Genomic DNA, 20078 nt, shown 5'->3' on the forward strand with positions numbered 1-20078 from the left:
GGTGAGCGAGTCTAGTCGGGTCTGGTCAGCGGCAGTCCAGCGAGGCGGCGACGCGTTCGAAGCGGCTCTCGGTGTAGGAGGCGATCTGGTCGATCACCACCCGCACCCGGGCGGCCTCGGTGGTCGCGGCGTTGAACCAGGGCAGCATCTGGTCGTCGAGGTGGGCGGGCGCGGTGGTGAGCAGGCGGTCGGCGACGGCCTGCACGCGGTCGCGCTGGGTCTGCTGGCGGGCGAGGTGGCCGGGGTCGGAGCGCACGTAGCGCAGCGCCACGGTCTTGAGGACGGCGACCTCGGCGGCCACGATCGGCGGCACGATCAGGTCGGCCTCGTAGCGGCTGAGTGGGCCTTCGCCGTAGCGCTCGTGGGTGGCCGAGATCGCGGCGGTGGCGAAGCGGCCGACCAGTTCGCTGGTGAGTCGTTTCAGGGCCACCGAGGCGCCGAAGCTGCCGTCGTAGGTCGCGGCGTCGGCCACGATATCGAGCTCGGAGAGCCGTTGCGCGGCGGCGGCGAGCGCTTCGATCGACTGGTCGGGGTGCTGGCCGTGTCCCTGTTCGGCGAGCGCGGCCTGCTCGGCCGGATCGGCGAGGGCGCGCAGGTCGATGCGGCCGACGATCACGCCGTCCTCCACGTCGTGCACCGAGTAGGCGACGTCGTCGGACCAGTCCATGATCTGGCATTCGAGGCTCTGTTTGCGGTCGGGCGCGTCTTTGCGCACCCAGGCCAGGCGCTCGAGGTCGTCGTCGTAGGCGCCGAATTTGGTGCCGGAACCGCTTCTGCCCCATGGGTATTTGAGGGTCGCGTCCAGGGCCGCCCGAGTCAGGTTGAGCCCGAAGCTTTCTCCGTCGGCGTCGAGGATCTTGGGCTCGAGGCGGGTCAGGATGCGCAGGTTCTGCGCATTGCCTTCGAAACCGCCGTATTCGTCGGCGAATTCGTCGAGCGCGCGTTCGCCGTTGTGGCCGTAGGGCGGGTGGCCGATGTCGTGGGCCAGGCCCGCCAGGTCGACGAGGTCGGGGTCGGCACCGACACCGTCGGCGATGCTGCGCCCGATCTGGGCTACTTCGAGGGAGTGGGTCAGGCGGGTGCGCGGGGTATCGCCCTCGCGCGGGCCCATGACCTGGGTCTTGTCGGCGAGGCGACGCAGCGCGGCGGAGTGCAGCACGCGGGCACGATCGCGGGAGAACTCACTGCGATGCCCCTTGCCCGCGGCACCGGGCCACGCGGTCTTGCCCGGCTCGTGGACCATGCGTTCCTGGTCGTGCGGGGTATAGGTGCCTGTCATCTCACTGTCCCGCCTCGTAAGGGAAGTCTGCCGAGAAATGAGTGAGCTGATACCAGAGCAGCGCGCCGGTTTCGCGGGCGATGCCGTGGAATTGCGACTCCCTCGTGTAGACGGCCGGTCCGGTGCGGGTGGGTGCGGTCCACGCTGCCAAGCCCGCGTCACGAGCCATCGTCCTGGTTCGCAGTGAATGCCACGGGTCGCTCACGAGTACGGCCGATGACATGTCGCGCTCCCCCATCGCCGACGCCACCGCCTCGATGCTGCGTAACGTGTCGGAACCTGTTTCCACGGCGAGGATGCTCTCGCTGGGCACACCCTTGTCTTCCAAATACGCTTTGCCCGATGCGGCTTCGGTATACAGGTCACCCTCCTGCTTGCCGCCGACGGTGATCACCGTGGGCGCCACACCGGCTTCGTAGAGTCGCCACGCCTGATACAACCGCGCCTCGAAAACCGACGACGGCGTTCCCGAATACTGCGCCGCGCCGAGCACCACGATCGCGTTCGCGGGGGTGTAGTCGTCGATCCGCGCGACCTGCCAGACCCGGAACGCCGTCCCGGCGACCAGCACCAACCCCATCAGCACCGCCCCGGCGATCAACCGGACGAACCACACCGAGACCGTCGACAACAGACCGCGCGGATGCCTGACATCCGGGGCGGGCGCTGACGTTCGCGAGTATCCCGATTTCACCTTCGTCAGTCTGCCAGGTCGGTCCGACGCCTCGTGTGGCCAGCGGTCACCACCGGATTCCGTTCCGGTGAACGAGCGGTCAGCGTCACCAGCCTCGGTCACGCCATTGCGTGAGGTGTGGGCGGTCGGCGCCGAGGGTGGTGTCGTCGCCGTGGCCCGGGTAGACGACGGTGTCGTCGGGGTAGCGGTCGAAGAGTTTGGTGGTGACGTCGGTGAGAAGGGTGTCGAAGTCCGCGGGCGAGTGGGTTTTGCCCACTCCACCTGGGAAAAGGGAGTCGCCGGTGAAGAGGTGGGTGTGGCCTGCGTTGTCGGTGAGGGCGAGGGCGATCGAGCCGGGGGTGTGGCCGCGCAGGTGGATGACTTGTAGGGCGAGGTCGCCGATTTCGATGGTGTCGCCGTCCTCCAGCAGGCGGTCGGGGTGGACCGGGAGGTGGTCGGCGTCGAGGGTGTGGGCGGCGGTGGGGACGGCGAGGGACTTGGTGACCTCGGTCAGTGCCTGCCAGTGATCGGGGTGGCGGTGGGTGGTGACGAGCTGTTCGACCTGGCCGGGTGTCTCGAGCGCGGTCAGTTCGATGATGCGCTCGGCGTCGTTGGCGGCGTCGATCAGCACGGCAGCGCCCGTGCCGGTGCTCTGGATCAGGTAGGTGTTGTTGTCCATCGGACCGACGGACATCTTCACGATGCGGGCGCCGGGTACGTCGCGCTGCTGGGCGTGATCGCCCGCGGTGACGTGACCGGTGTACTGGCGAGCGACTGTGACCATGGGTCCGATCGTAGAAGCCACGCGCTGCGATGTCGTGCTCGTGTCGGTCGCGGCGGTTAGATTCGACACATGCCGCTGTCGAGTTCGGCCCCACGATCGGTTTCCGTGCTCTGCGCGGTGTTCGCCGTGCTGAGTCTGTTGTGCGCGCCCAGCGTTGTCGCCGAACCGCCCGAGCGGATGGGTCCGCAGGTGGTCGATACCGCGAACGTGCTCAGCGCGGGCGACGAAGGGCGTGTGCTCGACGCGGTCGACGCCCTCTACCGCGATCACCAGGTCAAGCTGTGGGTGATCTATGTGCGCACGTTCGGGTCGTTGGCGGCGCGGGACTGGGCCGCCCGCACCGTCGACCTCTCCGGTTTCAGCGATCGCGATCTACTGCTGGCGGTGGCCGTCGACGATCGCGGCTACTGGCTCGACGGCACCCTTCCCGATGGTGTGACCGACGCCGAACTGGATTCGCTGCTCGCGAGTTCGGTGGAACCCGATCTGCGGGACCAGAAGTGGGCGCAGGCCGCGGTCGACACGGCTGAGGGGATCGGTTCGGCGCTGCAGGGCACGAGCGTGCCATGGGGCGTCCTGGCCCTCATCGGCCTGGGCGTGGTCGTGGTGGCAGGCGGTCTGATGTTGTTCTCGCGCAAGCGCCGTGGCAACAGGGACCGGGCCGAACTGACGAACGCGCGAGAACTCGACCCGACCGATTCGGCGGCCCTGGCGAAATTGTCGCTGCCGACCCTGCACGCGCTCTCCCGCGAGCGGTTGGTCGAGATCGACGATGCCGTGCGAACCAGCGGCGAGGAACTGACCTTGGCGACCAGCGAATTCGGTGAGACCGCGGTGACCCCGTTCCGCTCCGCACTCGATGCCGCCCGCGCCGCCACCGCGAAGGCGTTCACGATTCGTCAGCAACTCGACGACGCTGTCCCGGAGACACCGGATCAGCAGCGCGCCATGCTCATCGAGCTGATCGCGACCGCGGGCAAGGCCGATCGCGAACTCGATGCGCAGGTCACCGATTTCGACGCCATGCGCGATCTGCTCATCGACGCGCCGGGCCGGCTGGACGCGCTCACCCGCGACATCATCGAACTGACCGCGCGCATGCCGGGCTCCGAAGCCGAACTCGCCCGGCTTGATTCGACCTACCCACCTTCGGTCATCGCGCCGATCCATGACAACGTGCGGATGGCGCAGGAACGAATCACCTTCGCCGAGAACAACATCGACAACGCCCGCACCGCGCTCGCGCAGCCGGTCGGGCAGCAGGGTGGCGCAGTCGCGGCGATCCGCGCGGCCGAGGGCGCGATCGGGCAGGCCGCGACCTTGCTCGATGCCGTCGACCAGGCCGCGACCAATATCCAGCAGGCGCGGGATGGTCTGCCTGCCGCCCTCGACGAACTGCGCGCCGACCTGAGCTCGGCCAAGAGTCTCACCGAATTCGGTGGCGCCGACCTCGCCGCCGCGGTCTCTTCCGCCACCGAGGCCATGAATACCCCGAACGCCGACAGCGATCCCCTCGGCACCTTCCACGACGCGGTCACCGCGGATGCCGAGTTGGACCGGGCGATCGCGGCGGCGTCGGATCGCAAACTGGCCGTGGAGGATCTGCGGCGCAGACTCGACCGCACCCTCACCGACGCGTCCGCACGCATCGACGCGGCGTCCTCCTTCATCACCACCCGCCGCGGCGGTGTCGATGCCGAAGCGCGCACCCGGCTCTCGGAGGCGCAACGCCATCTCGACGAAGCGCGCGCACTCGCAGGTAGCGACCTCGACCGCGCGCTCGTCAGCGCGCAGACGGCCGCGGACCTCGGCGGCCGGGCGATGCAGCAGGCACAGGCCAGCGTGCAGGCCTGGGAAACCCGCCAGCCGATGTCGGGCGGCGGCTCCCAGACCGGTGCGGTGCTGGGCGGAATCCTGCTGAACGAGCTCCTGCGCGGCACGATGAGCGGCGGTTCGCGGCGCGGCGGTTTCGGCGGCGGCGGTTTCGGCGGCGGTGGTTTCGGCGGCGGTGGCGGCGGCTATCGGCCGGGCTCATTCGGCGGATCGTCGGGATCGCGGCGAGTCAGCCGGGGCGGCAGATTCTGATCCAGGCGGCAGAAAGCAACGCCGATCACCGCACACCTCTATCGAACTCAGGCGGTGGCCCGCGGGCGACCAAGGACGATTCCGCGGCAGCTGCGGCCATTCGGTCGGTGGCGACGGCCCCGGTCGGTGGCGACGGCCCCGGTCGAACTCAGGCGGTCGCGGCTTCCCGGTCGGCGGGTGACCAGGACAACTCTGCGGCCACAGCATCGAGCAAGTCGGTGGCGAGCGCTCCCCCGCCCAACCGGCCGATGGTCAACCTGCCGAGATAGGTGTACACGAGGAAAGTGACCGCCGCGGACGCCCCCGTGGACGAGCGGGGGTGTGCGGAGAGGTAAACGATCTCGTAGTCGTCGAGGATCAGCCCGGCGGGGGCGCGGAACGTTGGCACCGTTCCGGTGTTGGTGAGGGCGATATGGCCTGCGGTGGAGTGGATTCGGTTGGGCCCGAAGAAGTCCGGGAAGTGCAGGACGGACTGTTCGATCACGCCGTCGGCCAGGTCGTTGTGCAGGCTGGTGCCGATCCGGCGAGCGAGGACGATGAGGTCCTCGGTGTCGGCGGCATCCGCGCGGAACGCGGCGAGGCCGGATAGGTTGGTGCCCGCTTCCGCGCCGACCGGCGGGTCGAGGCGCCTGCGCAGGTCGACCGGATACACGCACGAGACGCTGTCGGCACCGGAGAGATCGGCATAGGCCCGCAACACCGCGGCGGTGACCAACCCGTTGACGCTCACCGCATGCGCGCGAGCCATGTCGAGCACCCGCGCGGTCGCGATCGTGTCCAGCTGAATCCGCGCCGGCCGAGCCAGGCAGGCCGGAGCCTCCGACCGCTCGACCCCGCTCACCGGTTCAGCGGCGACGAGCGGACGCGTCACCGGCTCGAGCCCCGACCGCCGTCCACGCCGGATCCCCCGGTGTGCCAGTAGCGCCTCGAGCGACGCCGGATACTCCCGCGCCACACCGGCCCCGGTCTCCGGCTCCGCGACGACGGCTGCGGTGTCGGCGTGAGCGGCATCGGCCGCGAGCTCCACATAGTCGGTGTAGTAGTCCCACAACCGCGCGAACAGTTCGACGCAATGGCCCGCGTCGGCCACGCTGTGGTGCACGAACAACGTGACCCGTGCCCGATCCTCTTCAGCGAGAACCACATCCAGGTACGCCAATTGGGCCCCGGGGTCCATGGACTCGGCCGGAATCCGGACCTCGTCGGGCTCTCCGAAACTCACCCACGCACCGACGGCTTCGATATGCCCGGGGCGCAACAGGATTCCGTTCTCGTCGGCGTCCTCGACGATCCGGCAGACCAGAATCGGGAACCTCCGCTGCAGCGTCGCGAAGGCCGCGCCGAGCCCAGCAGCGTCCAGTTCCCCGCGCACCGTGACCGACCGCCCGGTGAAGGTCGCGTGCCGCACGAATCGTTGTTCGGACGGGTCGAGCACCCGCATCACGTCTTCTGGTTCCCACAGCACAACGAAGATCGTGAGGCAAGCGCCCACCCAACGCAAACCGTCAGCTACGCGGTGTGATCAACCGCCCAGACCTCGGACGCGAAAGAGCCCGCACCGGCTTGCCGGTGCGGGCTCTGCGACCTGAGAAATCAGGCGCCGATCAGCCGCGCTGCCAGGTAGGACTCGACCTTGTCCAGGGCGATGCGCTCCTGGGCCATCGAGTCGCGTTCGCGGATCGTCACGGCCTGGTCGTCGATGGTGTCGAAGTCGACCGTGATGCAGAACGGGGTACCGATCTCGTCCTGACGACGGTAGCGGCGGCCGATGGCACCCGCGTCGTCGAAGTCGACGTTCCAGTTGCGGCGCAGCTGGGCGGCGAGGTCCTTGGCCTTGGGGGTCAGGTCGGCGTTGCGCGAGAGCGGCAGCACCGCGGCCTTGACCGGCGCGAGGCGCGGATCCAGGCGCAGGCTGATGCGCTCTTCGGTCGTGCCCTTCGCGGTCGGCACCTGATCGACGGTGTAGGCGTCGACCAGGAACGCCATCAGCGAACGAGTCAGACCGGCCGCGGGCTCGATGACATACGGCGTGTAGCGCTCACCGCTGGCCTGATCGCGGTAGCTCAGGTCGACGTTGGAGTGCTCCGAGTGCGTCTTGAGGTCGTAGTCGGTCCGGTTGGCGATGCCCTCGAGCTCGCCCCACTCGCTGCCCTGGAAGCGGAAGCGGTACTCGATGTCGGTGGTGCCCGCCGAGTAGTGCGACAGCTTTTCCTTCGGGTGCTCGAACAGCCGCAGGTTCTCCGGGTCGATGCCGAGGTCGGTGTACCAGGACAGGCGGGCGTCGATCCAGTACTTGTGCCACTCGACGTCTTCGCCGGGCTTGACGAAGAATTCCATCTCCATCTGCTCGAACTCGCGGGTGCGGAAGATGAAGTTGCCCGGGGTGATCTCGTTGCGGAAGCTCTTGCCGATCTGGGCGATGCCGAACGGCGGCTTCTTGCGCGCGGTCTCCTGGACGTTCTTGAAGTTGACGAAGATGCCCTGCGCGGTCTCGGGACGCAGGTAGTGCATGCCCTCTTCGTCGTCGACCGGGCCGAGGAAGGTCTTGAGCAGGCCGGAGAAGTTGCGCGGCTCGGTCCACTTGCCGGGCTGGCCGGTGTCGGGATCGTTGATATCGGCCAGGCCGTTGGCCGGCGGGCGGCCGTGCTTGGCCTCGTAGGCCTCGATGAGATGGTCTGCGCGGTAACGCTTGTGCGTGTGCAGCGACTCGACCAGCGGATCGGAGAAGGTGGCCACGTGGCCCGATGCCTCCCAGACCTGGCGCGGCAGGATCACCGAGGAGTCGAGGCCGACGACATCGTCGCGGCTGGTGACCATGGTCCGCCACCACTGCCGCTTGATGTTGTCCTTCAGTTCGACGCCGAGCGGACCGTAGTCCCACGCCGACTTGGTGCCTCCGTAGATCTCACCGCACGGGTAGACCAGACCCCGGCGCTTGGCGAGGTTGGCAACGGTGTCCACCTTCGACTTGGGTGCCACGCGAGATTTCTCCATCCACTGCGAGTCGGAATGTTCGCTACGTCGGCTCTCTTGCCCTACGACGTAGCGTTCGTATTGCAATAGAGCGTATCGGCACCCGTCCAGTGAGTTAGCAGCACCCGAGGTGTCCAGCGCGGCGCGTCATTTGACATGCGCAACCATGCATATCAAAATGGAATCTGTTTCCATTAAGGAGTTGGTTCATGACCACCGAGGCCGCGCCCGCGCACCAGCACAACCCGTACCACTCCCCCGCCCCCGCCGCCGTGCCGTCGCGCACGGTGCTCGAGGACGCGGGCGAGCTGCTGCGGGCACTCGCCGCGCCGGTACGCATCGCCATCGTGCTGCAGTTGCGTGAGTCGCCGCGCTGCGTGCACGAGCTGGTGGACGCACTCGGCGTCACCCAGCCGCTGGTCAGCCAGCATCTGCGCATTCTCAAATCGGCGGGCGTCGTACACGGCGAACGTTCGGGCCGCGAGGTGCTCTACGAACTCGTCGACGATCATCTGGCGCACATCGTCGTCGATGCCGTCGCCCACGCCGAGGAAGGGTAATCCGTTGGCAGACAACACCTCCGCGAAGCAGGTCGGGGTTCGCAGCACCCGTCAGCGCAGTGCCATCTCGGCCCTGCTCAGCAATATCGACGAGTTCCGTTCGGCGCAGGAATTGCACGACGAGCTCCGCAAACGCGGCGAGGGCATCGGCCTGACCACCGTCTACCGCACCCTCCAGTCCCTCGCCGACGCGGGCATGGTCGACGTGCTGCGCACCGACACCGGCGAATCCGTCTACCGCCAGTGCTCGAGCGGCCACCACCACCACCTGGTCTGCCGCCATTGCGGCCGCACCGTCGAGGTCGAGGGCCCGACGGTCGAGGCGTGGGCCGAGACGATCGCGAGCGACCACGGATTCACCGAGGTGAGCCACACGCTCGAGATCTTCGGCACCTGCCGCGACTGCGTGCGCAGCCGAGCCGAGGCGGACGAGGACGAACCCGCATCAGTGTGACTCACGTCACATGATGGAACCTTCGCTTCGCGTGCCCCGTCCAACCTTCACGAGGGGACCGGTCCACATGGACGCGTAGTCCTTCGGCAGCGAAGGAGGGGGACATCGTGAGTGGGACCCTGGGCGTCGAGCCCGATCAGTTGAAGACCATGGCGACGGCCTGGCGGCGGGAGGCAGGCGAGGTCGACGCGCTGAGCTGGGCGACCGCAGGCGAGGCGACCGGCGACGGCAGTGATGTACTCGCCGCCGTGCGCGGACTGGCCGACCCGGCTTCGCAGGCGATGGACTCGATCGCGACCCGATACACGACGCTGGCAGATCTGGTCGACAGATTCTCGGCCGATATCCAGGCCAAAGATGCCGAGACCGCGGGCGAAATCGGGAAGCTCGGTACCCGCTGATGCGGCCGACGATCCCCCAACTCGACACCTGGAATCTCGAAGGGCTGCACCGCGCCGCCGAAGCCGCCCGTGCCAATGCCGACATCCTCTCGACCTCGGTCGACGACTGCTCGCGCGCGGTGTCGACGGCGGGTAGCTGGCACGGACAAACCAAGGACGCGGCGTCGCGACGCATCGACGAGGAAGTCGATCACGGGTATGAGGTGCGCACCGTGCTGCTGCGGGTCGCCGACGATGCCGAAGATGCCTATCAGGGCCTGAACCACTCCAAAACCTATGTGCTGGACCAGAAGAACCTCGCGGTCGCACAAGGTTTCGCGGTTGCCGCCGACGGACGGGTGACTCATCCCGATCCGGAAAAGGAAGGCGACGCAGGGGTTTTCCAGCTCAACCTGATGAGCGGGCTGGACGAAATCGAACGCCTCGACAACGTGTTCGGTACGCGACTGCGCGAGTCTGTCGGCGACCTCGGCGCGATGCGCGACGGTCAACCCGACATCACGCTCGCCGACGGGTCGGTCCAGGATCCGGATGCTGTGGCGATCCGATTGGCATCGATGTCGCCGGATGAGCGGGCGACTTTCCTGGCCGGGTTGAGTGCGCAAGCGCAACGCCAACTGGTGATCGCGGCGCCGGAGAAGCTGGGCAACCTGAACGGGGTGCCGTTCGTGATGCGGATCGAGGCCAATGAGATCAACGTCCGCAACGCGCTCACCTCGGAGAGGGCTGAGCCGAATCGGGACGAGTCCAGGATCACGCAGTTGGAGGCGATGCTGGCGCCGGTGCCGAATCCCGAAGGCACGGGCACTCTCGCTGCAGCGGCCGCGGCGACCGGCAAGGACGCGACCCCGCGGCTGGATATGGTCGACCGTAAGTTCGTCATGTTCAGCACCGAAGGCAACGGTCGGATGATCGAGATGATCGGCGAGATGAAGTCCGGTGCGCCGGGCGTCGGCGTCTATGTACCCGGCACCAGTACCAATCTCAATGGCTCCGGGTCCAACCACGTTGCGGCGTGGAACCTGGCGGACAAATCCGGGAGTCCGGTCTTCCTCTACATGGAGGGCGACTTCCCCCAGAGTCTTACGAGTCCTTCCGACGGTGCGCCGAGCCCCGGGTTCGCGGCGGACATGGCGCCTCGGCTTGTCGACTTCGGCCGCGAAATCGACCGGGAAGTCGCGGCGACCACACCCGGTACGCCCGTCTCCTACGTCGGGCACTCCTACGGTGGTTCGATCGTCGGCTCGGCGGAGCAGCTCGGTTTGCGTGCCGACCGGATTCTGCACGCATCGTCGGCAGGCACAGGCGTTTTCGACACGGGCTGGAACAACCCGAACCCGGACGTCCAGCGATATTCGATGACCGCACCTGGTGACTTGATCGGTGTTGTGCAGTCGTATCCCCATGAGGGACTGCGGATTCCAGGAGCGGTGGGACTTCCCGGCAACCCCCATGCCTCCGAGCTGCTCGGGGGCGATCCCGACGAATTGCCCGGCGTGACCCGCCTGGACACTGGCTTCTACAGTGACGGATCCACCGACCATCCGAACGAGGTCGTCTTCGGATCCGACGGGCACGGCAAGTACTGGGACGATCCGAACTCGACGGCGTTCGAGAACATCGTCGGTGTTATCAGCGGATCGGACGCGACCGCGTACGTCGAGCGCGGAATCGAAACACGTTATGTCGATATCGGTTTGGGTGACAACGGCGATGGCGGCAAGGAAGCGTTCGACGCGGCGAAGGCCGCCGGTGCCGGCGCCCTCGCGGATGCCTTCGGCGATCCGAACCTCGACCCTTACGCGAACCCTCGCATCACCGACAACCCCCAACTCGGCGAAAAGATCGACGTCAAATGAGAATGATGACCGCACTTGCGGTGCTTGCCACCGCGACTCTGACCGGGTGCGGCGCCTTGATCAACGAAGGTCCGACCAACCAGGAGATCAAGGACGCAACGGGGCTGACCGTCGCCGAAGCGGGTCCGATTGTCGAGCACAATCTCGAACTCGTCTGGCCGCAACAGGTGAGGATCGAACGCGCCCCTCTGCCCTATTCTGGCGTCGGCTGTCGAACCAACGACTCGATGATGTCGGAAGGGCCGCCATGGCGGCTCCGCGTCACGATGGAGGAGGTGAACCCGTCCCAGGAGTTCATCGACCGTGCGATGGCCAACCTCGCAGCGATGACCACGCGGGGATTCACACTCGAACCGAGCCAGCGGCCGGACGACGACCCGGCGAATCGGTTCTACCGCGATGCACACGGCTACACCGTCTCGTCGTCCCGCGACACCTCTGTCGGGCCGACAAGAGAAGTGCGGTTCTCGATGACCGCCTCCTCACCCTGCGCGGCGGAGTAGAGATATCGCCGATGGCTCACACCTTGACGACAGCGATTGTGCTCGGAAGCAAACTCTCCATATCGTCGACATCGGAGGTGAAGACGGTGACCTGCCCCCGCTGTGCTGCCGCGATGACGGCCAGTACCGCGTCGATGGCGTATTCGTGCCCGTGCAAGCCTGCGGTAGTCAAGGCCCGTCTGGCCTTGCGCGCCTCGTCCTTGCCGATCTCAGCCACGACCATGCGCGACAGAACCCAATCCCATCGCTGCTCGGTCGTTGTGCCGTCGTATGCCTCGACCAACGTCATCGGTGTCGTCACGACATCGGCCGCGCCTCGGGCGGCGAGCTCGAGACGAGCGATCATTTTGCGGTCACCCCCAACCGCGAGCGAGAGCGCCTCGCTGTCGAGGACAAAGGTCCGTAGCGGTGCGGTTCGTGCCGCACGCGCTTTACCCTTCACGCGACGTCGCCCTGTGCACGGCGGCGACCGTGCTCAGCGTCCAGCATCTCCAACTCGCGCAACGCTTCCGCTTGCTCAGCGGCTGTCACCGGACCATGTTCAGCCTGCAACCAATCGACCAGCTCCGTCAGCCGATCACGATCCCGTTTGGCGCGCAGCGCTTCCGCCACGTAGGAAGACAGTCCGCGCTCGCCGGTTTCGGACCGGATCTCGTCGATCAGGTCCGCGGGGATCGTCACCGTCACCTTCTTGGTGTTCGCCATACTTAAGACCATACACTTGGTATTTGGCTGCATACTGCCGATTCACTGGTATCGAACTGTCACGATGGGCGCAAGAGTGGCTACGATCTCGGGGGACGTCATGGGTGGGCACCGGCGCTCTGGGAGGGATGCGGAAATGACAGTTCGAATCAGTACGGCGAGAGTGGTCGGCGTTGTCGTGGCGGTGGGGTCGGCTGTTGTGGGGTGTGGGGGCGGGGAGCAGGGGACGGCTGGTCCGCAGACGAGTGCTGTGAGCGTGGCGGCGAGTCCTACCTCGGTGGATGCCGAGGCGAAGGTGTGGGATCCGTGTTCGTTGCCGGATTCGGCGATCAGTGGAGCTGGGCTGAATGCCGGGAGCAAATCGAAAGACGTCGCCGGGGTGGACTTCACCGGGTGGAAGGTTTGCGCCTGGAAAGACCCAGGAAACCAGTACAGCTTGGCGCTCATGTCGTCCGAGCACACCTTGGCCGAGTCTCGTCAGCGGACAACCGAATACACCGATTTTGCCGACGTGACGATCGGCGCATTCAAGGCACTACAGTTCCGGCCAGTCGGGTCCGCGAACGACCTTGCGTGCTACGTCAGCGTTGAGGTCACCAACGGATCAGTCGATTTCCACCTGCAGAACCGCGTCTCAGCGAAGAACCCGCCTGAGCCGTGCGCCGAGGCGACTCGACTCAGTACAGCTCTGGCCCAGTACCTCCCAGCGAACTGACGAGGTGGCAGCATGGTGCTGGGAATCGATCCGAATCAGTGGAACCAACTGCTGACCCAAGCCAACGCGGGCGAGTTGGCACTCGATCCGGAAGTCGGCCGTGACCTCGACCGCGTGTGCGATGACCACATCAGTCGGTTGGAAGAGGTGTTCTTGTCGGTCGAGCGAGTGGGTCGCATCTCAGGCTTCGGTTCGTTCGACTCCAGTGCGATCCTCGAGAAGAAGTTCTCCCAGACCGCATCCGGCGGCGATCGCGCGTTGGATACTGTGCTCCGGCAGCACATCGAGGCAGTCCAGACAGCGAAAGAGGTTGTCGCCAAAGCGATTGCGAACTTCGTCGCCCAAGACGAAGCTACCGGCGCCGCGATCTCCGCGACAGGAGAACACCTGTGACCTACGAGGACTACAAGAGCAGGGTGATCGCCGCACAGGAGCAGTGGAATACCGAGCGGGCCAAGATCTATGACCGACAGCTCGCGGGCAACTACTCCACGATCTTCGGCGGCGACATCCAACCACCGCACATCACCACCCCTGACAGCTACGACAGCATGACGCTCGAGCAGATGCAGGCAGCGGTCGCGGCGATGAAACCGCAGCTCGTCGATGACGCGGTCACCGCGTGGGCGAATATCGGCGGTGCGCTGATGGGCACGTTCATCGGGTTCAACCAGCAGTTCGCCCGCACCATCACCGGCGCCGACGGCCACAGCGGGTGGACGGGCGCGGCGGCTTCCGCTGCGGTAGCCGCCGTGAACAACTATGCCCAGCAATCGATTCCGCTTTCTCAGGCCGCGACCGCGATCAGTCTCAAACTGACCGAGATGCGCACCGGAATCGAGCAGACCCAGGCGTTGATGCCCGGCCTCACCGAGCGCACCAACGTCACCGGCAAGTCGCTGCCCACCGACGGCGTGATGAAGGTCGACGACCACAACCGCGACGAGGCCACCCAGGAGGGCAGACGGATCCTGCGCTCCGTGTACAGCCAGGTCGCCGGTCAAACCGACAACGGCGTCCCCTTCCTGCCTGCAGCACCGACCATTGCCGGCGACGACGGCGGTCCCGGAAGCAACGGCGATACGAACACCGTTGGTAACCAAAATGGTTCGACCACCGATGGCACCACAACCGAAGACCCGACAGCGGATTCGTCTGGCGACGGCGCGATGCCCGAGGATTCCGGCACCGAACCGTCCTCCACCACACCGTCTTCGACCGAGCCGGGCTCGACCACACCTCAAAGCACAACCACCACATCGCAATCCACCACAACACCGACCGCTACAACACCGACCAGCCCCGGCGTGGCGACTCCGGGGACCGGCAGCCCCGGCGTCGGCGGCTCAGTCGTCGGCAGCCCCGGCGTCGGCGGCTCAGTCGTCGGCAGCCCTGGTGGCAGCGGCTCAGTCGTCGGCAGCCGCGGTGGCAGCGGTCAGGGCGGGAGCGGCTCTCCCCGCGCCGGCGGCGGCACCCCGACGAGCGCATCCCCCGGCAACGCCGTCCCGGGCAGCCAGTCCCCCGCGGCAGCAGCAGCAGCCGGAACCCGCTCGGGCACAACTTCTTCCGGGACCGGTCGCGGCGCGGCAGGTATCGGTGGCATGGGCGCCCCCGGCGCGGGTCGCGGCAACTCCGACGAGGAACGAACCAAAGCCATCCCCGACTACCTGATCACCCAGGAAAACGCCGACCTCCTGCTCGGCACGAACGAGATCAGGACCGTACCCCCCGTGATCGGCGGAGACAACGACAGTGCACCGAACTGAATTCACCGGAATCGAGTTCGAGATCCTGTGGTCCGGCTACGGCCGCGACCGCCTCCCCTACCCCCTCCAATACCGCACCGACATCACCGAATTCGACGAGCTGAAGCAGCAGCGCGAGGCGGCCGTGGAAACCCTCCTCCGCAAATACGACCCCGCGGTGGAGCGCGCCCTGTCCGTCTTGCTCGACCCCGAGGCCAGAGTCGAATCCAAAGGCTATGTAGGCAAGGACAACTCGAACATCATCCGCTTCCACGGCGCGGTCCGCGGCGCGATCGGCGCCACCCTGCAACAAGCACCCGGCACCACGGAGGACACCGGCGCAGGCGTCACCCTCACCTATTGCACCCCCATCCAGGTAGCGGCCCTGACCGTAGCCGCCCTCCCCCGCACCAAACCGGGCAAGAAACCCCCGGTCGAGGTGCGCCGAGACCAACTGGCCGCCGAAGAAGACCACTTCGAATACCGAGCGGGCCGACTCACCTCCGCCGACCAGCTCAACACCATCTTCCGCCGCCCCCGCCAAGCCTTCGGCGAAGTCTCCGCCCTCTCCGGCCCCGCCCTCGACGCCCGCCCCACCCCCGCCCGCACCTTCTGGTGGATGGACTACCCCGACGGCCGCTACTACGTAAAAACCGGCGACCCCATCATCGCCGAACCCCTCCCCACCGACCGCATGATCGCCGGAATCCACCGCATGCTCACCCGAGCCCAGCGCTACCACCAAGAATTCGGCCACTAACGACCACCGCGCAGGGCAATCGGGCGGCGACAGTGCAGCGATTGTATCGCTTATTCGCTTCAGATTCTGCAGCGAATAAGCGATACAATCGCTGCATGACGACCCGTAGGTACATCTGGGAGGCAGCCGACTGGCCTCGCTTGACCTATGACGCCGCACTGCTCGCCAAACCGACCGCAGCCGTCACACTCGCGCAAGGACGCCTACATGGCCGACTCACGCACGCCGACGACGCCACACAGGAACGCGCCGGTTTGGAAGCACTCACCACCGACGTCGTGCAGTCGAGCGCCATCGAAGGCGAGTTACTCGACGCGGCGTCGGTCCGATCGTCGATCGCCCGCAGACTCGGCGTGGATATCGGCGCGACAACCCCGACTGACCGCAGGGTCGACGGTGTCGTCGACATGATCCTTGATGCCACCCGCCATCATGACCGACCCGTGACAGCGGAGCGCCTGTTCGGCTGGCACGCCGGACTTTTTCCCACCGGCTACTCCGGCATCTCGCGAATCCGCGTGGGCGGCTGGCGAACCGACGAGACCGGCCCGATGGAGGTGATCTCCGGACCGTACGGTCGCCAGCTTGTCCACTTCGAAGCACCTCCCGCATCCCGCCTCGACGAGGACATGCACCGATTCCTGACTTGGCTCGACGCGGAAACCCCCGAACCCCTGGTAGTGAAAGCTGGTCTGGCGCACCTTTGGTTCGTAACCATCCATCCCTTCGATGATGGAAACGGCCGAATCGCCCGCGCAATAGGCGATCTCGCACTCGCCCGCTCCGAAAACAGCCCCCGCCGCTTCTACAGCCTGTCCGCCCAGATCCAGCGCGACCGCAAGAACTACTACGCCATCCTCGAAAGCACCCAACGAGGCGACCTCGATGTCACCCCCTGGCTGCTCTGGTTCCTCGATGCCCTACACCGGTCCATCGACAACGCCGACAACACCATCGACGCAGCCCTAGCAAAAGCTCGCTTCTGGCGCAATTGGCACACGACGGCAAAGAACACCCGCCAGATCGAAATGCTCAATCGAATTCTGGATGGTTTCAACGGAAAACTGACGACCAGAAAATGGGCGATCATCACCAAGACCTCGCAAGCCTCGGCCCTCCGCGACATCAACGAACTGATCGACCTCGGAGTACTGCGTCGCTCCGACTCGAGCGGCCGAAATACGTCATACGAGCTGACGGAAATCACGGACCCGACCCAGGAATAGCTGCTGCTCACACCGGAATGTTTCGCCACGGACGCAGCGGCACCTCGCTCCGGAAAGCTTCGATGGCGGCTGCGACTTCGAATGGCGTTGCCGCGTGCTCGATGTGGCTGCGATAGAGAACGCGCCGGGCGACGGCATCGAGATCGAACCCCCACACCATCGACATCAGGGGGTTGATGAACAGTTCAGCGTCATCTGCCCCGGTGCGGGCGAGCGAATGATGGTTGCCGAACTCACCGCACGACGCATCGGTGATCGACGCGCACACAATGCTCTCGCGGCCAGGGCTACGGCGCTGCACCCAGGAGACGACGTCGAGCCAAGAGTCCACCGCCGGAATCCCGGGCGTGAGTGCGAAAACCCCGTGATAGGCGCCAGCTTTGGCGAGGGCGGCCACATTCTCCAGAAAGTGGGCGTGACAGACACCATGAAAAGTGTCGACGCCGAACCCGACGCAGACAGCGAGCTTGACCGGCAAGTCCAGCGCCGAGGCAGCCAGCAAACTCGTGACATCTTCCACAGGCGTTCCGAGCCCCGCCTCGTCACCGGTCATCAGCAGATCGGTACCGCCATCGACGAGCACGACGCCGTCGAGGTCCAGCTCACGCGCCAGCCATTCGTATGCGGCACGGACCGAGGCGGTTCCGCCCTTGCGAACCATGAATACCTGGTCGGCGAATCCATGGTCGGCAACCTGTACGGGGGAATACCGTATCGAACCCGCTCTCACGGAGATGCTTTCACAGCACCGCCAAAATGCTCCGCACGAAAGTTCTTCGTGCGGAGCATCTTCGCGTGGGGGATCAGGCAGGTACAGCGACCGGCTCAGGAGCTGCGGTGGGCGTGCTCATCTGACGGGTGCGCGCTGCGGCGAAGGCGAGGAGGGCGAGGCCGCCTGTTGCCCAGGCGAGTAGAACGGCGAGTGGGGTGAGGGCGCCTGCCCCGTTGAAGTAGGCGACGGAGCGGAGAAGGGAGGCTGCTGCGCCGGGTGGGAGCAACTGACCGAGGGTGCCCCAGGGCTGGGGCAGGAGTTCGGGGGCCGAGGTAGCGGCGGAGAAGGGGTTGCCGATCAGCAGCATGGTGAGGGCGCCGAGGCCGATGCCGGGGCGGCCGATGGCGGCGGCCAGGCCGACGATTGTCGCGGAGACGGCGAAGGAGGCGAGGCCGGCGATGGCGGCCAGTTCGAGGTAGGAGCCGGGCAGGATCGAGAGCCAGGTGTGGAAGACCAGGGTGCTGAGGAGGCCGCCTGCGATACCGAAGGTGGCCAGGCCGGCGAGGCGGGCGCTGAGAGACGGGATCAGCAGGGTGAGTAGGACGCCTGCGGCGATGCCGGACATGACGAGCGGGAGGACCATCGAGCCGAAGCCCGCGCCGCGTGGGTCGTCGGGGTCGGTCGCGATCACGTCCTGGACTTGCGCGGCGGGTAGCCCGCTGAGTTGTTGGGCGACGGCGGTGAGTTGCTGGGCGACGGCGGGTGAGGCGGCGGAGGCGACCAGGACCTGCGGTGCGCCGTTGCCGGTGACGATGGCGCCGTAGATCTCGTTGTCGGACAGTGCGATTCGCGCCTCGGCGGCATCGGCGACGGTGGTGATCTCGAAGGCTTCGGGATCGCGCTGCCGCAGTTGCTCGGCGACTTGGACGGAGCCGGGACCCGCGACGGCGATCGCCAGGTCGCGCGGGGCCAGGTTGACGGTGGGCCAGGCGAAGGCGATCAGCATCATGGCCTGGATCGCGGTGACCGCGAGGCCGAGAGCTACTGCTCGGCGGGTGATCGTCATGGCGGTTATCCCCTTAAAGCGAATGTTCGTTCTTTTTGGTGTCTCCACCGTGACACCACCCACCTCACTTGTCAAGAACGGACATTCGTTTTACTTTTGACCCATGCCCCGAGTCAGCGAAGAACACCTGGAACGCCGCAGGCAGCAGATCCTGGACGCCGCGCAGCTGTGCTTCGCCCGCAAGGGGTTCCACGAGACCTCGATGCAGGATGTCTTCACCGAGTCCGGGATGTCGGCAGGCGCGGTCTATCGGTACTTCACCAGCAAGAACGAGATCATCGGCGCGCTGGTGAGCCGCACGATGGGGCCGCTGCGCGAGCGGCTCGCCGAGATCATCCGCAGCGAGAACCTGCCTCCCCCAGCCGAAGTAATCCGGCTGCTGACAACCGAGATCGTCAAGCGGAGTGGACCGGACGGGCCGCTGCGGCTCGCCCCGCAGGCATGGGCGCTGGCCCTGGTCTCGACCGAGGCAGCCGTCCCGGTGCGCGCGGCCATCGCGTCGATGCGCGCGCTGTGGTTCGAGTACGCGGACCGGTTGCGCGAAACCGGCTGGCTGCCCCCCGGCACCGACTCCGACGTGATCGCCAAGACGATCATCGGGTTGCTGCCCGGGTTCATCCTGCAGCACCTGCTGCTCGGGGATGTCGAACCCGACGATTTCGCCCGCGGCCTCGAGGTAATGCTGCCGGGACCACCCCATCACCCCCGGTGAGCAAGACCACTGTTGCCACCGGCGCCCAACGGGTAGGTTCGGGTGCGGCACCGGAGGGGGTCCCGAGCGCCGGACATCGTTGAATACCGATCCGACCAGGGAGTTTCCTGTGACATTGCACCGTCGAACCCTTCGATCACGCGGCCTGGCCGCGCTGGCGACCCTCACCGTCGCGGCCGCGCTGCCCGCGGCGATGGCAGGCACCGCGCAGGCCCGGATGATCGGCGGATTCGAGGTGGGCGGCGCGATCGAGACCGAATACGACCAGGCCGGCGGCCCGGCGCTGGGCGAGCCCACCTCCCCGGAAGCCGACGCGGCGGCCGGTGGCAAGTACCAGACCTTCGCCAACAACGCGGCCATCTACTGGCATCCCGACACCAATGCCCACACCGTCGCGGGCCAGATCCGCGACAAGTTCGCCCAGACGGGCAACGAGTCGGGCAAGCTCGGCTACCCGACCACCCGCGAGCAGTCCACCCCGTCGGGCGGCGGTCGCTACAACCACTTCCAGAAGGGCTCGATCTACTGGTCCGTCGGCACCGGCGCGCACCAGATCAGCGGCCCGATCCTGGACAAGTGGGGCGCGCTGGGCTGGGAGTCGAGCCCGCTCGGCTTCCCGCTCACCGACGTCTCCGCGGCAGGCAAGGGCGACGGCCAGTTCACCATGTTCCCGACCGGCGCCATCTACTGGACATCGAAGACCGGTGCGCACGCGGTCTGGGGCAACATCCAGGCCGACTGGATCCGCGCGGGCGCCGAGGGCGGCCGCTACGGCTACCCGACCAGCGACGAATACGACTACCAGGGCGGCAAGGCCCAGGATTTCCAGGGCGGCAAGATCACCTGGAAGCCCAGCAACTGACGCG

The 20078-nt window shown here is 66.6% G+C and carries 22 protein-coding genes; 13 read left to right on the forward strand and 9 right to left on the reverse strand.

The window, feature by feature from the left end:
• Positions 1 to 25: 25 nt before the first annotated feature.
• The 3 genes from ACFWO8_RS19260 to ACFWO8_RS19270 all read right to left on the reverse strand — a co-directional run bounded on the left by ACFWO8_RS19260 (position 26) and on the right by ACFWO8_RS19270 (position 2736).
• Positions 26 to 1279, reverse strand: coding sequence for a deoxyguanosinetriphosphate triphosphohydrolase (locus tag ACFWO8_RS19260; RefSeq protein WP_378952665.1), 1254 nt, complete (start codon positions 1277 to 1279; stop codon positions 26 to 28).
• Position 1280: 1 nt separating this feature from the next.
• Entirely contained in the window at positions 1281 to 1859 is a 579-nt protein-coding gene (locus ACFWO8_RS19265; RefSeq protein WP_378952958.1) for a YdcF family protein, read from the reverse strand.
• Positions 1860 to 2058: 199 nt separating this feature from the next.
• Positions 2059 to 2736 carry an MBL fold metallo-hydrolase gene (locus ACFWO8_RS19270; RefSeq protein WP_378952669.1) on the reverse strand — a complete coding sequence of 226 codons (678 nt, stop codon included), beginning with the start codon at positions 2734 to 2736 and terminating at the stop codon, positions 2059 to 2061.
• 69 nt (positions 2737 to 2805) lie between these two features.
• Here ACFWO8_RS19270 and ACFWO8_RS19275 point away from each other — a divergent pair, with 69 nt between their 5' ends.
• Positions 2806 to 4821 carry a TPM domain-containing protein gene (locus ACFWO8_RS19275; RefSeq protein ID WP_378952672.1) on the forward strand — a complete coding sequence of 672 codons (2016 nt, stop codon included), beginning with the start codon at positions 2806 to 2808 and terminating at the stop codon, positions 4819 to 4821.
• A gap of 148 nt (positions 4822 to 4969) precedes the next feature.
• On the opposite strand, the gene ACFWO8_RS19280 is transcribed toward ACFWO8_RS19275, so the two are convergent.
• Both ACFWO8_RS19280 and ACFWO8_RS19285 read right to left on the reverse strand, forming a co-directional pair.
• On the reverse strand, positions 4970 to 6286 hold the full coding sequence (locus ACFWO8_RS19280; RefSeq protein ID WP_378952675.1) for an acyltransferase: 1317 nt from the start codon (positions 6284 to 6286) through the stop codon (positions 4970 to 4972).
• Between the two features lie 128 nt (positions 6287 to 6414).
• Positions 6415 to 7815 carry a glycine--tRNA ligase gene (locus ACFWO8_RS19285; protein ID WP_378952678.1) on the reverse strand — a complete coding sequence of 467 codons (1401 nt, stop codon included), beginning with the start codon at positions 7813 to 7815 and terminating at the stop codon, positions 6415 to 6417.
• A 188-nt stretch (positions 7816 to 8003) separates the two neighbouring features.
• On the opposite strand from ACFWO8_RS19285, the gene ACFWO8_RS19290 reads away from it, so the two are divergent.
• The 5 genes from ACFWO8_RS19290 (at position 8004) to ACFWO8_RS19310 (ending at position 11571) form a co-directional block, all read left to right on the forward strand.
• Entirely contained in the window at positions 8004 to 8354 is a 351-nt protein-coding gene (locus ACFWO8_RS19290) for an ArsR/SmtB family transcription factor (RefSeq protein WP_378952681.1), read from the forward strand.
• Positions 8326 to 8808, forward strand: a complete 483-nt coding sequence (locus ACFWO8_RS19295; RefSeq protein WP_378952684.1) for a Fur family transcriptional regulator — start codon at positions 8326 to 8328, stop codon at positions 8806 to 8808. Before ACFWO8_RS19290 ends, ACFWO8_RS19295 begins: the two co-directional genes overlap by 29 nt.
• A 107-nt stretch (positions 8809 to 8915) precedes the next feature.
• Complete coding sequence (locus ACFWO8_RS19300) at positions 8916 to 9209, forward strand: type VII secretion target (protein WP_378952687.1); 294 nt, start codon at positions 8916 to 8918, stop codon at positions 9207 to 9209.
• Entirely contained in the window at positions 9209 to 11068 is a 1860-nt protein-coding gene (locus ACFWO8_RS19305; protein ID WP_378952690.1) for an alpha/beta hydrolase, read from the forward strand. The genes ACFWO8_RS19300 and ACFWO8_RS19305 overlap by 1 nt, the downstream gene beginning before the upstream one ends.
• A gap of 5 nt (positions 11069 to 11073) precedes the next feature.
• Positions 11074 to 11571 carry a hypothetical protein gene (locus tag ACFWO8_RS19310; RefSeq protein ID WP_378952693.1) on the forward strand — a complete coding sequence of 166 codons (498 nt, stop codon included), beginning with the start codon at positions 11074 to 11076 and terminating at the stop codon, positions 11569 to 11571.
• Positions 11572 to 11587: 16 nt separating this feature from the next.
• Here ACFWO8_RS19310 and ACFWO8_RS19315 read toward each other — a convergent pair whose 3' ends face one another.
• Positions 11588 to 11917, reverse strand: coding sequence for a hypothetical protein (locus tag ACFWO8_RS19315; protein ID WP_378952696.1), 330 nt, complete (start codon positions 11915 to 11917; stop codon positions 11588 to 11590).
• 92 nt (positions 11918 to 12009) lie between these two features.
• A complete protein-coding gene (locus tag ACFWO8_RS19320; RefSeq protein WP_378952699.1) occupies positions 12010 to 12276 on the reverse strand; it encodes a hypothetical protein in 267 nt (88 codons plus the stop codon).
• Positions 12277 to 12412: 136 nt separating this feature from the next.
• On the opposite strand from ACFWO8_RS19320, the gene ACFWO8_RS19325 reads away from it, so the two are divergent.
• From ACFWO8_RS19325 to ACFWO8_RS19345, 5 genes are read left to right on the forward strand one after another with little or no spacing between them, the layout of a single operon-like run.
• Positions 12413 to 12991 (forward strand): DUF3558 domain-containing protein, encoded by a 579-nt coding sequence (locus ACFWO8_RS19325; RefSeq protein ID WP_378952961.1) that lies wholly within the window; start codon positions 12413 to 12415, stop codon positions 12989 to 12991.
• A gap of 12 nt (positions 12992 to 13003) precedes the next feature.
• Positions 13004 to 13384: a hypothetical protein gene (locus ACFWO8_RS19330; protein WP_378952702.1), complete on the forward strand. Its 381-nt coding sequence runs from the start codon at positions 13004 to 13006 to the stop codon at positions 13382 to 13384.
• Positions 13381 to 14757, forward strand: coding sequence for a hypothetical protein (locus ACFWO8_RS19335; protein WP_378952705.1), 1377 nt, complete (start codon positions 13381 to 13383; stop codon positions 14755 to 14757). The genes ACFWO8_RS19330 and ACFWO8_RS19335 overlap by 4 nt, the downstream gene beginning before the upstream one ends.
• Positions 14744 to 15496 carry an ESX secretion-associated protein EspG gene (locus ACFWO8_RS19340; RefSeq protein WP_378952708.1) on the forward strand — a complete coding sequence of 251 codons (753 nt, stop codon included), beginning with the start codon at positions 14744 to 14746 and terminating at the stop codon, positions 15494 to 15496. The genes ACFWO8_RS19335 and ACFWO8_RS19340 overlap by 14 nt, the downstream gene beginning before the upstream one ends.
• Before the next feature lie 41 nt (positions 15497 to 15537).
• Complete coding sequence (locus tag ACFWO8_RS19345) at positions 15538 to 16722, forward strand: Fic family protein (RefSeq protein WP_378952711.1); 1185 nt, start codon at positions 15538 to 15540, stop codon at positions 16720 to 16722.
• 7 nt (positions 16723 to 16729) lie between these two features.
• On the opposite strand, the gene ACFWO8_RS19350 is transcribed toward ACFWO8_RS19345, so the two are convergent.
• Both ACFWO8_RS19350 and ACFWO8_RS19355 read right to left on the reverse strand, forming a co-directional pair.
• Positions 16730 to 17452: a DUF1152 domain-containing protein gene (locus ACFWO8_RS19350; RefSeq protein ID WP_378952714.1), complete on the reverse strand. Its 723-nt coding sequence runs from the start codon at positions 17450 to 17452 to the stop codon at positions 16730 to 16732.
• Positions 17453 to 17525: 73 nt separating this feature from the next.
• A complete protein-coding gene (locus tag ACFWO8_RS19355; protein ID WP_378952717.1) occupies positions 17526 to 18500 on the reverse strand; it encodes a hypothetical protein in 975 nt (324 codons plus the stop codon).
• 103 nt (positions 18501 to 18603) lie between these two features.
• On the opposite strand from ACFWO8_RS19355, the gene ACFWO8_RS19360 reads away from it, so the two are divergent.
• Together ACFWO8_RS19360 and ACFWO8_RS19365 are read left to right on the forward strand one after the other, a co-directional pair.
• Entirely contained in the window at positions 18604 to 19212 is a 609-nt protein-coding gene (locus ACFWO8_RS19360; protein ID WP_378952720.1) for a TetR/AcrR family transcriptional regulator, read from the forward strand.
• Between the two features lie 109 nt (positions 19213 to 19321).
• Positions 19322 to 20074: an LGFP repeat-containing protein gene (locus ACFWO8_RS19365; RefSeq protein ID WP_378952725.1), complete on the forward strand. Its 753-nt coding sequence runs from the start codon at positions 19322 to 19324 to the stop codon at positions 20072 to 20074.
• Positions 20075 to 20078: the final 4 nt, after the last annotated feature.

It is taken from the genome of Nocardia sp. NPDC058480 (genome assembly GCF_042720495.1).
GTDB lineage: Bacteria > Actinomycetota > Actinomycetes > Mycobacteriales > Mycobacteriaceae > Nocardia.

Bases quoted from the DNA above. Each gene is read 5' to 3' on its own strand.
- ACFWO8_RS19360 (WP_378952720.1), top strand. From the start codon at position 18,604: ATGCCCCGAGTCAGCGAAGAACACCTGGAACGCCGCAGGCAGCAGATC.
- ACFWO8_RS19285 (WP_378952678.1), bottom strand. From the start codon at position 7,815: ATGGAGAAATCTCGCGTGGCACCCAAGTCGAAGGTGGACACCGTTGCC.
- ACFWO8_RS19275 (WP_378952672.1), top strand. From the start codon at position 2,806: ATGCCGCTGTCGAGTTCGGCCCCACGATCGGTTTCCGTGCTCTGCGCG.
- ACFWO8_RS19315 (WP_378952696.1), bottom strand. From the start codon at position 11,917: ATGATCGCTCGTCTCGAGCTCGCCGCCCGAGGCGCGGCCGATGTCGTG.
- ACFWO8_RS19260 (WP_378952665.1), bottom strand. From the start codon at position 1,279: ATGACAGGCACCTATACCCCGCACGACCAGGAACGCATGGTCCACGAG.
- ACFWO8_RS19330 (WP_378952702.1), top strand. From the start codon at position 13,004: ATGGTGCTGGGAATCGATCCGAATCAGTGGAACCAACTGCTGACCCAA.
- ACFWO8_RS19320 (WP_378952699.1), bottom strand. From the start codon at position 12,276: ATGGCGAACACCAAGAAGGTGACGGTGACGATCCCCGCGGACCTGATC.
- ACFWO8_RS19265 (WP_378952958.1), bottom strand. From the start codon at position 1,859: ATGGGGTTGGTGCTGGTCGCCGGGACGGCGTTCCGGGTCTGGCAGGTC.
- ACFWO8_RS19295 (WP_378952684.1), top strand. From the start codon at position 8,326: ATGCCGTCGCCCACGCCGAGGAAGGGTAATCCGTTGGCAGACAACACC.
- ACFWO8_RS19270 (WP_378952669.1), bottom strand. From the start codon at position 2,736: ATGGTCACAGTCGCTCGCCAGTACACCGGTCACGTCACCGCGGGCGAT.
- ACFWO8_RS19310 (WP_378952693.1), top strand. From the start codon at position 11,074: ATGACCGCACTTGCGGTGCTTGCCACCGCGACTCTGACCGGGTGCGGC.
- ACFWO8_RS19305 (WP_378952690.1), top strand. From the start codon at position 9,209: ATGCGGCCGACGATCCCCCAACTCGACACCTGGAATCTCGAAGGGCTG.
- ACFWO8_RS19355 (WP_378952717.1), bottom strand. From the start codon at position 18,500: ATGACGATCACCCGCCGAGCAGTAGCTCTCGGCCTCGCGGTCACCGCG.
- ACFWO8_RS19290 (WP_378952681.1), top strand. From the start codon at position 8,004: ATGACCACCGAGGCCGCGCCCGCGCACCAGCACAACCCGTACCACTCC.
- ACFWO8_RS19325 (WP_378952961.1), top strand. From the start codon at position 12,413: ATGACAGTTCGAATCAGTACGGCGAGAGTGGTCGGCGTTGTCGTGGCG.